Origin of the sequence: Roseiarcus sp. (assembly GCF_049514155.1) — a bacterium.
GTDB lineage: Bacteria > Pseudomonadota > Alphaproteobacteria > Rhizobiales > Beijerinckiaceae > Roseiarcus.
Genome location: NZ_JBEKVH010000113.1, coordinates 1 through 12,889, shown reverse-complemented (window position 1 = coordinate 12,889; position 12,889 = coordinate 1). Strand labels below are relative to the sequence as shown.

Annotated in this window: 14 protein-coding genes, 1 tRNA gene and 1 pseudogene; 7 read left to right on the top strand and 9 right to left on the bottom strand. The window is 67.2% G+C overall.

Features of this window, described 5'->3' with window-relative positions; translation table 11 throughout:
- From ABSF49_RS15215 to ABSF49_RS15190, 6 genes and pseudogenes are all read right to left on the bottom strand, one after another.
- Positions 1–1,013 (bottom strand): branched-chain amino acid ABC transporter substrate-binding protein (locus ABSF49_RS15215; RefSeq protein ID WP_424113501.1); only part of this gene is annotated, 1,013 nt, incomplete at its 3' end.
- Between the two features lie 147 nt (positions 1,014–1,160).
- Positions 1,161–1,505: a DUF6867 family protein gene (locus ABSF49_RS15210; RefSeq protein WP_424113500.1), complete on the bottom strand. Its 345-nt coding sequence runs from the start codon at positions 1,503–1,505 to the stop codon at positions 1,161–1,163.
- Positions 1,505–2,272, bottom strand: a complete 768-nt coding sequence (locus ABSF49_RS15205) for an ABC transporter ATP-binding protein (protein WP_424113499.1) — start codon at positions 2,270–2,272, stop codon at positions 1,505–1,507. Before ABSF49_RS15205 ends, ABSF49_RS15210 begins: the two co-directional genes overlap by 1 nt.
- Complete coding sequence (locus ABSF49_RS15200) at positions 2,269–3,180, bottom strand: ABC transporter ATP-binding protein (RefSeq protein WP_424113498.1); 912 nt, start codon at positions 3,178–3,180, stop codon at positions 2,269–2,271. The genes ABSF49_RS15205 and ABSF49_RS15200 overlap by 4 nt, the downstream gene beginning before the upstream one ends.
- Positions 3,181–3,458: 278 nt before the next feature.
- Positions 3,459–4,709 (bottom strand): annotated as a pseudogene (gene livM / locus ABSF49_RS15195) (high-affinity branched-chain amino acid ABC transporter permease LivM); the annotation flags it as partial.
- A 2-nt stretch (positions 4,710–4,711) separates the two neighbouring features.
- Positions 4,712–5,626, bottom strand: a complete 915-nt coding sequence (locus ABSF49_RS15190; protein WP_424113497.1) for a branched-chain amino acid ABC transporter permease — start codon at positions 5,624–5,626, stop codon at positions 4,712–4,714.
- A 769-nt stretch (positions 5,627–6,395) separates the two neighbouring features.
- Here ABSF49_RS15190 and ABSF49_RS15185 point away from each other — a divergent pair.
- Positions 6,396–6,674 carry an usg protein gene (locus ABSF49_RS15185; RefSeq protein ID WP_424113496.1) on the top strand — a complete coding sequence of 93 codons (279 nt, stop codon included), beginning with the start codon at positions 6,396–6,398 and terminating at the stop codon, positions 6,672–6,674.
- A 16-nt stretch (positions 6,675–6,690) separates the two neighbouring features.
- Here ABSF49_RS15185 and radC read toward each other — a convergent pair whose 3' ends face one another.
- Positions 6,691–7,389, bottom strand: coding sequence for a RadC family protein (gene radC / locus ABSF49_RS15180; protein WP_424113495.1), 699 nt, complete (start codon positions 7,387–7,389; stop codon positions 6,691–6,693).
- Positions 7,386–8,210, bottom strand: a complete 825-nt coding sequence (gene map, locus ABSF49_RS15175) for a type I methionyl aminopeptidase (RefSeq protein ID WP_424113494.1) — start codon at positions 8,208–8,210, stop codon at positions 7,386–7,388. The genes radC and map overlap by 4 nt, the downstream gene beginning before the upstream one ends.
- Before the next feature lie 188 nt (positions 8,211–8,398).
- Between map and ABSF49_RS15170 the strand changes: the two genes are divergently transcribed.
- From ABSF49_RS15170 to ABSF49_RS15145, 6 genes are all read left to right on the top strand, one after another.
- Positions 8,399–9,259 (top strand): FkbM family methyltransferase, encoded by an 861-nt coding sequence (locus ABSF49_RS15170; RefSeq protein WP_424113493.1) that lies wholly within the window; start codon positions 8,399–8,401, stop codon positions 9,257–9,259.
- Positions 9,256–10,005 carry a competence/damage-inducible protein A gene (locus ABSF49_RS15165; protein WP_424113492.1) on the top strand — a complete coding sequence of 250 codons (750 nt, stop codon included), beginning with the start codon at positions 9,256–9,258 and terminating at the stop codon, positions 10,003–10,005. Before ABSF49_RS15170 ends, ABSF49_RS15165 begins: the two co-directional genes overlap by 4 nt.
- Positions 10,006–10,109: 104 nt before the next feature.
- Positions 10,110–10,607: a xanthine phosphoribosyltransferase gene (gene gpt / locus ABSF49_RS15160; protein ID WP_424113491.1), complete on the top strand. Its 498-nt coding sequence runs from the start codon at positions 10,110–10,112 to the stop codon at positions 10,605–10,607.
- 46 nt (positions 10,608–10,653) lie between these two features.
- Positions 10,654–10,740, top strand: a tRNA-Leu gene (locus ABSF49_RS15155).
- A 251-nt stretch (positions 10,741–10,991) separates the two neighbouring features.
- Positions 10,992–11,507, top strand: coding sequence for a hypothetical protein (locus ABSF49_RS15150; protein WP_424113490.1), 516 nt, complete (start codon positions 10,992–10,994; stop codon positions 11,505–11,507).
- A gap of 62 nt (positions 11,508–11,569) precedes the next feature.
- Positions 11,570–12,637, top strand: a complete 1,068-nt coding sequence (locus tag ABSF49_RS15145) for a lysine-2,3-aminomutase-like protein (RefSeq protein WP_424113489.1) — start codon at positions 11,570–11,572, stop codon at positions 12,635–12,637.
- Positions 12,638–12,640: 3 nt separating this feature from the next.
- Here the strand turns inward: ABSF49_RS15145 and ABSF49_RS15140 are convergent.
- A partial coding sequence (locus ABSF49_RS15140) for an Ivy family c-type lysozyme inhibitor (RefSeq protein WP_424113488.1) occupies positions 12,641–12,889 on the bottom strand: 249 nt, incomplete at its 5' end.

The following is a 12,889-nucleotide window of genomic DNA, read 5'->3' as shown; positions in this document are numbered from 1 at the left end:
CCGAGCACGGTCTTGAACGCCATGCCCGAGTGCATGACGTCGGCGACCTTGTGCGGGTCGGTCGAGTTGGCCTTCTCGATCGCCTGCTTGATGATCTGCATCGCGGCGTAGGAGTAGAGCGTATAGCCTTCCGGATCGTAGCCCTTGGCCTTGAACTCGGCGACGACGTCCTTGGCGGCCGGGTTGTCGCGCGGCTCGGGGCCGAACGACATCAGCGTGCCTTCGACGCCGGGGCCGCCGATCGAGGCGAACTCGTTGTCGGTGATGCCGTCGCCGGAGATCATGATCGTCTTCATGCCCTGGTCGCGCATCTGACGCACGATCAGGCCGCCTTCGGTGTGCAGGCCGCCCCACATCAGGTAGTCGGCGCCCGCGGCCTTGATCTTGGAGACGATCGCCGAATAGTCCTTCTCGCCGACGTTGACGCCTTCGTAGAGGACTTCTTTCTTGCCGCCGGCGTTCATGAAGCCGCGCGCGGCGTCGGCGAGGCCCTGGCCGTAGGGGGTCTTGTCGTGGACGATGGCGATCTTCTTGTCCTTGAGATCGCCGAGCGCGAGATCGGCCCACAGCTTGCCCTGCTGGTCGTCGCGGCCGCAGGTGCGGAAGGCGTCCCACAGCTTGCGATCGGTGACCTTGGGGTTGGTGGCCGAGGGGGTGACGAAGAGGACGTCGTTGTCGGCATAGACTTCGGAAGCCGGGATGGTCACGCCGGAGTTGAAGTGGCCGACGACGAAGTGGACGCCGTCGCCGACGAACTTGTTGGCGACCGAGACGCCTTGCTTGGGATCGGAAACGTCGTCGCCCTGCTCGAGCTCGATCTTCTGACCGAGAATGCCGCCCGCCTTGTTGAAGTCCTCAACCGCCTGACCGACGCCATTGGTCAGCTGCGCGCCGAACGAGGCGTTCGGGCCGGTGATCGGCCCGGCGACGCCGAACTTGATCTGCGCGTCCGCCGCGCTGGCCATGCCCAGGCCGGCGGCGAGCACGAGACCCGTCAACCAGTATTTCTTCATACTACGCTCCCTGTGTTTGGGGCGCAGACAGCGCCCCCGAGGCGGAAACGATCCCACCTTAGGCAGGATCAAAGCGTGTTTTTCGGCGGGTGTCACCTGCTCACCAGGCGCTTTCGGGCGATTTCTCGCCCGCCGCGCCGAACGAGGTCAGCGCGCCCGCCAGATCAGGCCGACCCGTTCGAAGGCCCAGGAATATTGCGTCGCCATCTGCCGAGCCCGCATCCTCGCATAACCGACCCAGGCCGCGAGCAGCAGCAGCGCCAACGTGACGAGGTAGTAGTGGAGCGACAGCAGATCCTCCTGGAACAACGCGAAGTGCAGGAACTGCACGGCGGCGGCGAGGGCGACCGCCGCCGGAACGATGCGCCACCGCGGGCTCCAGCCGCTCGCCAGCGCCCGTCCGGTGGCGAAGGCGGCGGCGGCGCCGAGGGCGCTGAGGATGATGAATGCAAGGAGGCCGAAGTCGCTGTCGACCCACAGAAAGCCGGCCATCAATGGCCCCCCTCGAGATAAGCGGCGCGCACTTCCGGCCGCGCCAACAGTTCCTGGCCGGTGCCCTGCATAGTGATCACGCCGTTGACCATCACGTAGCCGCGATGCGCCAGCTTGAGCGCATGGAACGCGTTCTGCTCGACCAGAAACACCGTGATCCGCTGGTCACGGTTGAGTTCGGCGATGGCGTTGAAGATCTGTTTGACGATCAGCGGCGCCAGGCCGAGCGAGGGCTCATCGAGCAGCAGCAGGCGCGGACGACCCATCAGCGCGCGCGCGATCGCCAGCATCTGCTGCTCGCCGCCGGACAAGGTGCCGCCGCGTTGTTGGCTGCGTTCCTTGAGCCGCGGGAACATGGTGAAGACCTGCTCAAGGTCGTCTTCGAAATGAGCGAAATTGTCGACCGAGGCGCCCATCTGCAGGTTCTCGAACACCGTCATGCGCGGAAAGATGCGGCGGCCTTCGGGCGACTGGGCGATCGACATGCGCGCGATCTTGTGCGTCGGCATGTTGGTGATGTCCTGGCCGTCGAAGATGATCGAGCCGCGCCGCGCACGAGGTTTGCCGAAGATGGTCATCATCATCGTCGACTTGCCGGCGCCGTTGGCGCCGATCAGAGTGACGATCTCGCCTTCGCCGACGTCGATGTCGACGCCCCTGAGCGCCTGGATCTTGCCGTAGAAGGTCTCAACGCCGCGGATCGACAGCAGCGTCTTAGGCGCAGGGCCGACGCGCGGCGCGTCATGGCTGACAGTGGCCTGGCTCATCCGCCGATCTCCGCTTCCGCGCTGGCGAGTTCGTCGTCGTCGGCGACGCCGAGGTAGGCGGCAATGACCTTCGGATCGGTGCGCACCTCCTCCGGCGTGCCGTCGGCGATCTTGATGCCGTAGTCGAGCACGACGATGTGGTCGGAAATCTGCATGACCACCGACATGTCGTGCTCGATCAGCAGGATCGAAGTGTTGTGCTCCTCGCGGATCGAATGCAGCAGCTGGTTCAGCTCGAGCGACTCGCGCGGGTTGAGGCCGGCGGCGGGCTCGTCGAGACAGAGCAGCACCGGATCGGTGCACATCGCGCGGGCGATCTCGAGTCGCCGCTGCGCGCCGTAGGGCAGCTCGCCGGCCGGATCGTCGGCGCGGTCCAGCAGGCCGATCTTGTCGAGCCAGTACTTGGCCCGCTCGACCGCCGCGGTCTCGGCGGCGCGGTAGCTCGGCGCGCCGAACAGCCCCAGGATCGTGAAGCCGCTCGCCAGCATCAGCGAATTGTGATGGGCGACGATGAGGTTCTCGAGCGCCGTCATGCCTTGGAAGAGGCGGATGTTCTGGAAAGTGCGAGCGACCTTCGCCCGCCAGGCGATCTCGTTGCCCGGCATGCGCTCGAGCAGGAAGATTTCAGATCCTTCGCTGATCGCGTGCTTTCTGGCCGATCGCGTCAGCGCGTCGACCTGCGCCGCCGAGGCGGCGCCGAGACGAGCAAGCGCCAAGCGTCCTTCCGTCGGTTTGTAGAAGCCGGTGACGCAATTGAACACCGTCGTCTTGCCCGCGCCGTTGGGGCCGATCAGCGCGGTGATGTCGCCGCGGCCGACTTGGAACGTGAGGTCGTTGACGGCGACCAGGCCGCCGAAGCGCATGGTGAGATGTTCGACGACCAGCAGGGGATTGGACTGCCACCGCATCAGCCGTGTCCCTCTTTGACCAGATCGCCGGACACAGCTTTTCGCTCCTTGAGGAAGATCGACGGCGAGCGGGTCGAGACGAAGCCGCGCGGTCTGACCACCATCATCACCACCATCGCCAGGCCGAACAGCAGGCCGCGATACTGGGCCGGATCAAAGCCGGGCATACCGAACGGCGCGACGAGCGTGGGCGGAAGCAACTGGAAGACGCGCAGCGCCAGCAACGCGACGATCAACGCCAGCGCGATCTGGGCGGCGAGGCGGCGCTGACGCACGACGCCGAAGATGAATACACCAACGCAGATCACGATCACGCCGGTGCCATCCGACATCACCGCGCGCAGGAAGTCGAGCTCGCGCAGCATCTCGAAGCCGCCGATCAGGAACACCGCGGCCAAGGCGACGCCGATCTGCGAGCCCATGCCGCCGAGGACGACGATGGCGAGGATGGTCGCCGATTCGTTGAAGGTGAAGCTCTCCGGGCTGATGAAGCCCTGCCGCACAGCGAAGAAGGAGCCGGCGAGTCCGGCGAAGAAGGCGCCGAGCGCGAAGGCGGTGAGTTTGGTGTTGGTAGTGTTAACCCCCAACGAACGACACGCGATCTCGTCCTCGCGCAGCGCCTCCCAGGCGCGACCGATCGGCAATCGGCGTAGGCGGATCGACACCAGGTTGGTGATCAGCGCCAGGCACAAGATCACGTAGTAGAGGAACATCTTGCCGTGCAGCGGCGAGTAATCCATGTGGAAGAATTTGTCGAAGCTGCTCGGCGTGTCGGCGAAGCGCAGGCCGAAGAAGGTGATCTTCGGGATTGAGGCGATGCCGGCGCCGCCGCCGGTGAAGGCGACCCAGTTGACGAGAATGGTGCGGATGATCTCGCCGAAGGCGAGGGTGACGATCGCCAAGTAGTCGCCGCGCAGACGCAGCACGGGAAAGCCGAGCATGACGCCCCACAGCGCCGCGAGAACGCCGGCGAGCGGCAGGCAGATCCAGAACGAAAGGCCAAAGGTCGTCGCCAGCAGCGCGTAGGAATAGGCGCCGACCGCATAGAAGGCGACGTAACCGAGATCGAGCAGGCCGGCGAGCCCGACCACGATGTTGAGGCCCCAGCCCAGCATCACATAGATGAGGATCTGGATGCCGTAGCTGTCGACCCATTTTAGCGAGCGGCCGGAGCCGAGGATCAGCAGCAACAACAGCGGATAGAGGAACAGCGCGGCGAGGCCGACCCCGGGCAGGCGTTTGGCGATCGTGGCGCGCCAGCCGACCGCTTCGGTCGATTTGACGACGCGTTCCTGTTTTCGACCTTCGGCGAAATTCAACGCCGCGAGGCGGCCGAAAAACGCCAGGAAGGCGAGGATCGCCACTGGCCACGGCCGCGGGATCGGGTGGAGCACGCCGTCCATGTCGGCGTCGGCGTGCAGGAACACAATCGGCATGCACAGCAAAACGACGAGGACGGCCGCGGCCGCCGCATCTTTGAGGCGCGCAGAGACGCCCACGGTCTCGGTGGTCATGGCGACGGCGGTCATCGTCAAACCTTCTCGATCTCAGGACGGCCGAGCAGGCCCGAAGGCATGAAGATGAGGGTGATCGCTAGGATCGAGAACGCGGCGACGTCCTTGTAGTCGGACGAGAAGTAAGCTGCCCAGAAGACTTCGATCAGGCCGATCGTCAGCCCGCCGAGGACCGCGCCGGGCAGCGACCCGATGCCGCCGAGCACCGCAGCGGTGAACGCCTTGACGCCGGGAAGGAAGCCGTCGGCGAAATTCACCACACCGTAATACATCATGTAAAGCGTGCCGGCGACCGCGGCGAGCGACGCGCCGATGACGAAGGTGATGGAGATGGTGCGGTCGACGTCGATGCCCATCAGCGAGGCCATTTTGCTGTCTTGTTCGCAGGCGCGTTGCGCCCGCCCCAGCGCCGTCTTCTGCACCAGCCACCAGAAGCCGACCAGCAGGATCCCGGTGACGACCATGATGACGATCTGGCGGTATTGCAGCACGATCTGATGGCTGGCGCCGCCGACGTTGATGAAGTTGGTGAACATCGGCGGCACCGGCTTGTTGCGCGGGCCTTGGACCACCTGAACGAAGTTCGACAGGAATGTCGACATGCCGATCGCCGAGATCAGCGGCGCGAGACGAAACGAACCGCGCAGCGGGCGGTAGGCGATTCGTTCGATCGTCCAGTTCCACACCGAGGTCAGCACCATGCCGCCGATCAGCACGATGACGAAGGCGACCGGCAGCGAGGCGACGCCGACAACCTGCGACAGGACCAGGAAGATGAGGAGCGCGATGAAGGCGGAGAGCATGAACACGTCGCCGTGGGCGAAATTGATCATGCCGATGATGCCGTAGACCATCGTGTAGCCGATGGCGATCAGGCCGTAAATCGATCCGAGCGTCAGCCCGTTGATGAGCTGCTGCAGGAAATTGTCCATACTGCGACGCGCCCCCTGAAGTTCACCTTATCGATGCAGGAACCGCGCCATTGCTCACCGTCCGACCAGTGGTGGTTGGCCGCCCGTCGCCCTGGGTTGCGCGCCGCCGCGCGCAACAGTTCCCCCCGACGACATTAGCGGGCGCGCGCGCGCGCGGCAATCGCCGGATTTGTTTTGATCCTCAACCCCTTTGAGGGCCGCCGCCGCCCTCGCGGCCGTCGGCGCCTTCGGCCGTTGCGGCGCCGTTCGCTGCGGGTCAGTGCGGCGGAGAGGCGCAATTTCCAACGAAAATGGCGTTGTCCCCGGCCGGCCCGAACAAGAATCGGCGAGGCGAGTCGGGACTTTTCGAACGAACTTGCGCCGCGCCGGCGAACGGGCGTCGGCGAGGCTATCGGAGCGGATCGGCGAAGCGTGGACGTCGGCCAAGGCGTGAATTTTCGCCGTCGGCGATGAGGTTCACTCGGCCGCTGCCGCGGAAAGCGCGCCGTTCCGGCGAGCGTTCCGCCGCCGCGGCGTCGCGGACAGGCTGCCTGCGGGGGCGCGCGTCGCCGCGGCGGCGACCAAAATTGGATCGTTTGGCGCCGCTTTCGTAGGCAATTCGCGCCTTTCGACGCCGCATCAGCGGCGGCGATTCCGGCATGGAACTTGCGCTTCCGAAAGCGCGATGCGAAAGCCTCGGTTAAGCTTTCGCGTGCGCAATGAGGAATCGGCGGACGCGCGAGCCGCAGCCACGGTCGAGTCGCTCCGCCGCAGCCCGGAGGGCCGCGCTATGGCGTCACGCGTTTCCGAGGACTTCGTTCGCCAGCTGCAGGGGTTCTGCCTGACCACCGCCGAAATTCTCTATCGGCTGCCCGATCACCTGTCGCTGTTGCAGACTTACGTTTGGCAGGACTACGACTTGGCGCCGGAATTCCCGGCGCTGCACAAGTTCCTCGATTTCTGGAACATGTCGCTCGACGGTCCGCTTCATTCGGTCCGCGTCGCCCGTGTCCGGCTGGTGGGCCCGGCCGAGATCCGTACGGTCAGGGCGCAGTTCGCGCTGCACTGAACGCCGCTCGCGTCCGTCAGATCAGCCGCAGGCCCTTCAAGCTCGCGTGGCCGTCGCGGCCGACGATGATGTGATCGTGGACGGCCACGCCAAGCGGCTGGGCGACGGCGATGATGTCGAGCGTCATCTTGACGTCCTGGGTCGACGGCGTCGGGTCGCCGGACGGGTGATTGTGAACGAGGATGACCGCAGTCGCCGACAATTCAAGGGCGCGGCGCACGACTTCGCGCGGATAGACCGGAGTCTGGTCGACCGTGCCGACGCCCTGACTCTCGTCGGCGATCAGTCCGTTCTTGCGATCGAGAAACAGCACGCGGAACTCCTCGCGCGCGTCGAACGCCATGGCCGTGCGGCAATAGTCGATGACGGCGCTGAACGAGCCGACCGGCAGCCGCTTGCGCGCGACGCCCTTGGCGAAGCGCTTCGCGCCCGCCTCGACGATCTTGAATTCGGCGATGGCGCCCTGGCTCATGCCCTCGACCTCGGCGAGCCGCGCCGGCTCGGCGGCGATCGCTTCGGCGAAGGAGCCGAAGCGAGCGATCAGCGTCTTGGCGAGCGGTTTGACGTCGCGGCGCGGGATGGCGCGAAACAGCACCAGCTCGATGAGCTCGTAGTCGGCGACCGCTTCGGACCCCGCCTGCAACAGGCGCTCGCGCAGACGCGCGCGGTGGCCGTGGTAGTGGGCAGGCCCGTCGGTGGCCGGTCGCCCGTTCATCGCGCGTAAGGCGGATGCTCAAGGCCGGCCGGCGAGGCGGTGAAGATTTCCGCTCCCGTCTCGGTCACGCCGATCGTGTGCTCGAATTGCGCCGACAGCGAGCGGTCGCGCGTCACCGCCGTCCAGCCGTCGGCGAGAACCTTCACCCCGAAGCCGCCGATGTTGATCATCGGCTCGATGGTGAAGAACATGCCCGGGCGCAACGGCGCGCCTTCGCCGCGCTTGCCGACGTGCAGGATGTTCGGCTCGTCGTGGAACAACTGGCCGAGGCCATGGCCGCAGAAGTCGCGCACCACCGAGCAGCGCTCGCTCTCGGCGTAGCTCTGGATCGCATAGCCGATGTCGCCGACCGTCGCTCCCGGCTTGACCGCGGCGATGCCGCGCCGCAGGCACTCGTAGGTGACGTCGATCAGCCGCATCGCGCGGCGCGGCGCCTCGCCCGCCACGTACATGCGGCTCGCGTCGCCGTGCCAGCCGTCGACGATCAGCGTCACGTCGATATTGAGGATGTCGCCGTCGCGCAGCGGCTTGTCGTCCGGGATGCCGTGGCAGACGACGTGGTTGATCGAGGTGCAGATCGACTTGCGGAAGCCGCGATAGAGCAGGGGGGCCGGATAGGCGCCGTGGTCGCGCGCGAACTCGTAGATGAACCTGTCGAGCGCGTTGGTCGTCACGCCGGGTTTGACCCGCTCGGCGAGCCGGTCGAGCGCCTCGGCGGTCAGGCGGCCAGCCTTGCCCATGCCGGCGAAGCCCTCCGGGCCATGCAGCTTGATGTGGCCGCTGCGTCGGCTGTGCGACTGAGCGGAATCGATGAAGGTCATGAACGATCCTCGGCAGGGGGGCGGGCGACGCGCCCCAGACTGTCGTTCATCTAATACGCCTTCGTCACAAGGCAATACAAGCCGCGGCGGAGGCGGGCTCGGCGCTCGCCGGGCTGATTTTGGCGCGAGGCTGGCGGGCGCCGCGCCGCCCGTGCTAGACCGCCGGCGTCGTGCTGAAGCGAGCGTCGATGTCCCGGGACAATCTCGTCGAATCCGCGCCCTTCGGCGCCTATGCGCCGTCGGGACTGCTCAAGCTGACGCTTGCCGCGACGCGCCGGTGCTCGACGAGCTGGCTGGGCAAGCGCATCGCCTTCCTGGTGCGCGGCCTGGCGATGCGGGGCCTGCGCGGCCGGCCGGTCGACGTCGTCTCGCTCGGCGCGCGCATGCGCCTCTACCCTCACAACAACAACGCCGAGAAGCGGCTGTTGTTCACGCCGCAATATTTCGATCCGCGCGAGCGGGCGTTTCTCGCCGAGCGGCTGAAGGGCGACTTCGTCTTTCTCGATGTCGGCGCCAGCGTCGGCGGCTACGCGTTGGCGATCGCCGCGATCGGCGGCCCCCGCGCGCGCATCCTCGCCGTCGAGCCGTTGCCGGCCTTGTTCGAGCGGCTCGCCTACAACATCGGCCAGAGCGGCTTCGCCAACGTCAAAGCGGTGTCTTGCGCCTTGGCCGACGTCGACGGCGAGGTGACGCTGTTCGTCAACACCCACAATCAGGGCGAGTCTTCGGTCCGGATCGTCAGCGCCGAGGCGCGCGTCGAGCAGATCCCGGTGCGCGCGAAGACGCTGCTGACCTTGGCGCGCGAAGAAGGCTACGCGAAGATCGATGCGATCAAACTCGACGTCGAAGGCGCGGAGGATCTGGTGCTCGATCCGTTTCTGAGTGCTGCGCCGCGCGCTCTGTGGCCGCGGCTCATCGTCATGGAGTTCGCGTTGCTCAGAGTCGGGGCGCAGCTCGAGCAGCGGCTGCGCGGGCTCGGCTACCGCGAAATCCTGCGCACCGGAGAGAACGTCGCCTACGAGCTTGCGGATGAGGAGACGCCAGCATGAGCGAGAAGATCGTCACCGCGGCCGTTCTCGTCATCGGCGACGAGATCCTGTCCGGCCGCACCAAGGACCGCAACATCGGCTATATCGCCGAATACCTCGCCAACGCCGGCGTCGATCTGCGCGAGGCGCGCGTCGTCCCCGACGTCGAGGCGGAGATCGTCGCGGCGCTCAACGCGCTGCGCGTGCGCTACGACTACGTCTTCACCACCGGCGGCATCGGTCCGACCCATGACGACATTACCGCCGACGCGGTCGCCAAGGCGTTCGGCGCGCCGATCGACGAGGACCCGCGCGCGCTCGCGCTGATGCGGGCGCGCTATAAGACCGAGGAACTCAACGCCGCGCGCCGCCGCATGGCGCGCATGCCGGTCGGGGCGGAGCTGGTCGACAATCCGGTTTCGCCGCCGCCGGGCTTTCGCATCGGCAACGTCATCGTCATGGCCGGCGTGCCGGCGGTGATGCAGGCGATGCTGGATACGGCGGCCAAGACGATCGAGACGGGGACGAAGATGACCGTCCAGACGATCGACGCCGGCGCGATTCCGGAGGGGCGCTACGCCGAAGCGCTCGGCGCCATCGCCGCGGCCCATGGCGAAACGATCATCGGCTCCTATCCCTCCTACGCCGACGGCTCGTTCCGCAACCAGATCGTCGTGCGCGGCCGCGATCCGGCCAAGGTCGCGGCGACGCAGGCGGCGGTCGAGGCGATGCTGGCCGAGATCCGCGCTTCCGTCAGGTCGGTCTGAGGGCGGGGCGGGGCGGCAAAGCTGTTGACGGCGGCCTCCGCGCCTCGCGCGCCGGCGCGCCGCTTGCTAATCAGGGCGCGGCAAGCGGAATGAGGACAAACGCCATGGCTGACGGTCGCGAAAAGGCATTTCCGGTCTCGTGGGACCAATTCCACCGCGACGCGCGCGCGCTCGCCTGGCGCCTGTCGGCGGCGGGCCCGTTCGAGGCGATCGTGGCGGTGACGCGCGGCGGCCTGGTCCCGGCGGCGATCGTGGCGCGCGAACTCGAACTCAGGGTGATCGAGACGGTGTGCGTCGCCTCCTACCACAATTACAAGGACCAGGGCGGCGTCAAAGTGCTCAAGTCGATCGGCGCCGACGTCGCCAAGTCAGGCGGCGCGCGCGTCCTGCTGCTCGACGATCTCGTCGACACCGGCGCAACCGCCAAGGTCGTGCGCGAAATGCTGCCGAAGGCCCATTTCGCCACCGTCTACGCCAAGCCGCTCGGCCGGCCGCTGGTCGACACCTTCATCACCGAAGTGTCGCAGGACACCTGGATCTACTTCCCCTGGGATATGGGTCTCGCCTTCCAGCCGCCGATCGCCAAGGACGCCGTCGGCTGAGCCGTCGGGTTCAATTTCAGCCGCGGATGTGAAACAACACCTCCGGGCGGACGTGGCGGAACTGGTAGACGCAAAGGACTTAAAATCCTTCGGCCGCTTGGCCGTGCGGGTTCGACCCCCGCCGTCCGCACCAACGCGCGAAGCGCGAATCGTCGCAATCGCCGGGAGTCGCGCCCTGGCGTTCTTAAACATCCTCTCGTCTGTGCGGTGGGGGCGAAAATCCGGTGTGCGCCCGTGGTTTGGCGTATTCGCGGGTGGATTGTTCCACTCCTAATTGACACGCACAGGTTGCAGAGATTAGCTGGGCGTGGTCGGGCGTCCGGCGGCGGGGGAGGGCCGGCGTCCCAACGGCTTTGCGCGGGGCGCGCGAGGCGGGAGCGGGGCATGCGGACCTTCTGGGATCAGGTGGTGGCGTTGGTCGAGCAGGGCGACCGCCCACAGGGCGCGCGGGAGGCGCGGCTGATTGGACACGAAAGCGTCATGCCGCAAGTCGGCGCCCGCAGCGCGGCGCTGAAGGCGCAATGCGAGGACATCGGCCGCTCGCTCGATCACCTCGAGCGGCTCAGAGGCCTGTTTCAGAGCTTCCTGTCGCCGGTATCGGAGCTCGTGCTCGAGTTCGAGGCCTGCAACGGCCGGCTGGAAGAGACGACCGCGAAACTCGCCGCCCTCGAGGAGGCGCATCGCGACCTCGCCGCCCGCCACGCCGCCGCGCTCGAAGACCGCGATCGACTCGCCGAGCAGGGCCGGGCGTTCGCTGAAAGCGAGGCCGCGTTGCGCGCCGCGACGGCGCGCTGCGCGGCGCTCGAGGCGCGATTGGCGACGCGGATCGACCAAGAAGCAGGCGCGCCAGGAAGCCTTGAAGGGTCGGTTAAGGGCGGCGAGCGGGGCGTCGCGACGTGAGATCCGGGCGGCGCGTTTCGACGCCGCTTTCCTTCGGCGGCGCGCGCGCCTAAACAGCCGCGATGAACGCCCGCCGGCCCCATCGCGCCTTGAAGACCGCCGAAGATCTGGTCGCCGCCGGGCTGATCGCGCCCGAACGCCGCAACGAGGCGGCCGCGGTCGCGGCGCGCTACGCGATCGCGCTGACGCCGGCTGTGGCGCGTCTGATCGCGCCAGGCGAATCCGACGATCCGATCGCCCGCCAGTACCTGCCCGACGCGCGCGAACTCATCCGCCACCCAGCCGAGGTCGTCGACCCGATTGGCGACGCGCTGAGAAGCCCGCTTCATGGACTGGTCCACCGCTATCGCGACCGCGTGTTGATCAAGCTCGCAGCGGTCTGCGCGGTCTATTGCCGCTTCTGCTTCCGCCGCGAAATGATCGGCCCCGGCGCGCAAGCGCTGAGCGCGGAGGAATTCGCCGCCGCGCTCGCCTATGTGCGGGCGCGTCCGCAGATCTGGGAGGCGGTGCTGACCGGCGGCGATCCGCTCGTCCTGTCGCCGCGCCGTCTCGCCGAGACGACCCAGGCGTTGGCGGCGATCCCGCATCTCAAGGTGCTGCGCTGGCACACCCGCCTGCCGGTCGCGGCGCCGGAGCGCGCGACCAAGGCGATGGCCCGTGCGCTGTGCCACGGCCACGGCAAGACGGTGTACGTCGCGCTGCACGCCAACCATCCGCGCGAGCTGACGGACGAAGCGCGCGCCGCCTGCCGGCGGTTGATTGACGCCGGCGCGACTCTGGTCAGCCAGAGCGTGCTGCTGAAGGGCGTCAACGACGACGCCGACACGTTGGAAGCGCTGATGCGCGCCTTCGTCGAGGCGCGGGTGAAGCCCTATTACCTGCACCACCCTGATCTCGCGCCGGGCACGGCGCACTTCCGCGTTTCCGTCGCCCGCGGTCAGGCGCTGATGCGCGAATTGCGTCAGCGCCTGTCGGGACTCGCCACGCCGACCTACGTGCTCGATCGGCCCGACGCGCACGGCAAGACGCCGATCGGGCCGAGCTACGCGGCCGAGTCCGACGACGGAAGCTGGCGAATCGTCGACGCTGAAGGCGAGGCGCGCGTCTATCGCGACGCGCTGCCGGGCTAGCGCCTATCCCTGGAATCCCTTGGCCAGTGCGTCCTGCACCTCGGGCGGCGGCGCGCCGTAAAAGGCGGGCGGGTCGTTGCGGCCGCCGAGCGCGCCATAGGCATGGGTCGCGTCGGCGTCGAACATGACCTCGAACTTGCGGTCGCCGCAATCCTGCGGCTTGCAGACGAAGGCTTCGCGGTAAGGTTTGCCGCCGACGTCGACCGCCTTCAGCGCGCCGCTGACGCCGTCGTAATTGCGGTTGAACTGCAT

What these genes read in the sequence shown, in the direction of transcription:
- ABSF49_RS15170 (WP_424113493.1), top strand. Translation starts at nt 8,399, where the DNA reads ATGTCCCGGGACAATCTCGTCGAATCCGCGCCCTTCGGCGCCTATGCG.
- radC (WP_424113495.1), bottom strand. Translation starts at nt 7,389, where the DNA reads ATGAACGGGCGACCGGCCACCGACGGGCCTGCCCACTACCACGGCCAC.
- ABSF49_RS15205 (WP_424113499.1), bottom strand. Translation starts at nt 2,272, where the DNA reads ATGAGCCAGGCCACTGTCAGCCATGACGCGCCGCGCGTCGGCCCTGCG.
- ABSF49_RS15165 (WP_424113492.1), top strand. Translation starts at nt 9,256, where the DNA reads ATGAGCGAGAAGATCGTCACCGCGGCCGTTCTCGTCATCGGCGACGAG.
- ABSF49_RS15150 (WP_424113490.1), top strand. Translation starts at nt 10,992, where the DNA reads ATGCGGACCTTCTGGGATCAGGTGGTGGCGTTGGTCGAGCAGGGCGAC.
- ABSF49_RS15185 (WP_424113496.1), top strand. Translation starts at nt 6,396, where the DNA reads ATGGCGTCACGCGTTTCCGAGGACTTCGTTCGCCAGCTGCAGGGGTTC.
- ABSF49_RS15190 (WP_424113497.1), bottom strand. Translation starts at nt 5,626, where the DNA reads ATGGACAATTTCCTGCAGCAGCTCATCAACGGGCTGACGCTCGGATCG.
- ABSF49_RS15210 (WP_424113500.1), bottom strand. Translation starts at nt 1,505, where the DNA reads ATGGCCGGCTTTCTGTGGGTCGACAGCGACTTCGGCCTCCTTGCATTC.
- ABSF49_RS15200 (WP_424113498.1), bottom strand. Translation starts at nt 3,180, where the DNA reads ATGCGGTGGCAGTCCAATCCCCTGCTGGTCGTCGAACATCTCACCATG.
- gpt (WP_424113491.1), top strand. Translation starts at nt 10,110, where the DNA reads ATGGCTGACGGTCGCGAAAAGGCATTTCCGGTCTCGTGGGACCAATTC.
- ABSF49_RS15145 (WP_424113489.1), top strand. Translation starts at nt 11,570, where the DNA reads ATGAACGCCCGCCGGCCCCATCGCGCCTTGAAGACCGCCGAAGATCTG.
- map (WP_424113494.1), bottom strand. Translation starts at nt 8,210, where the DNA reads ATGACCTTCATCGATTCCGCTCAGTCGCACAGCCGACGCAGCGGCCAC.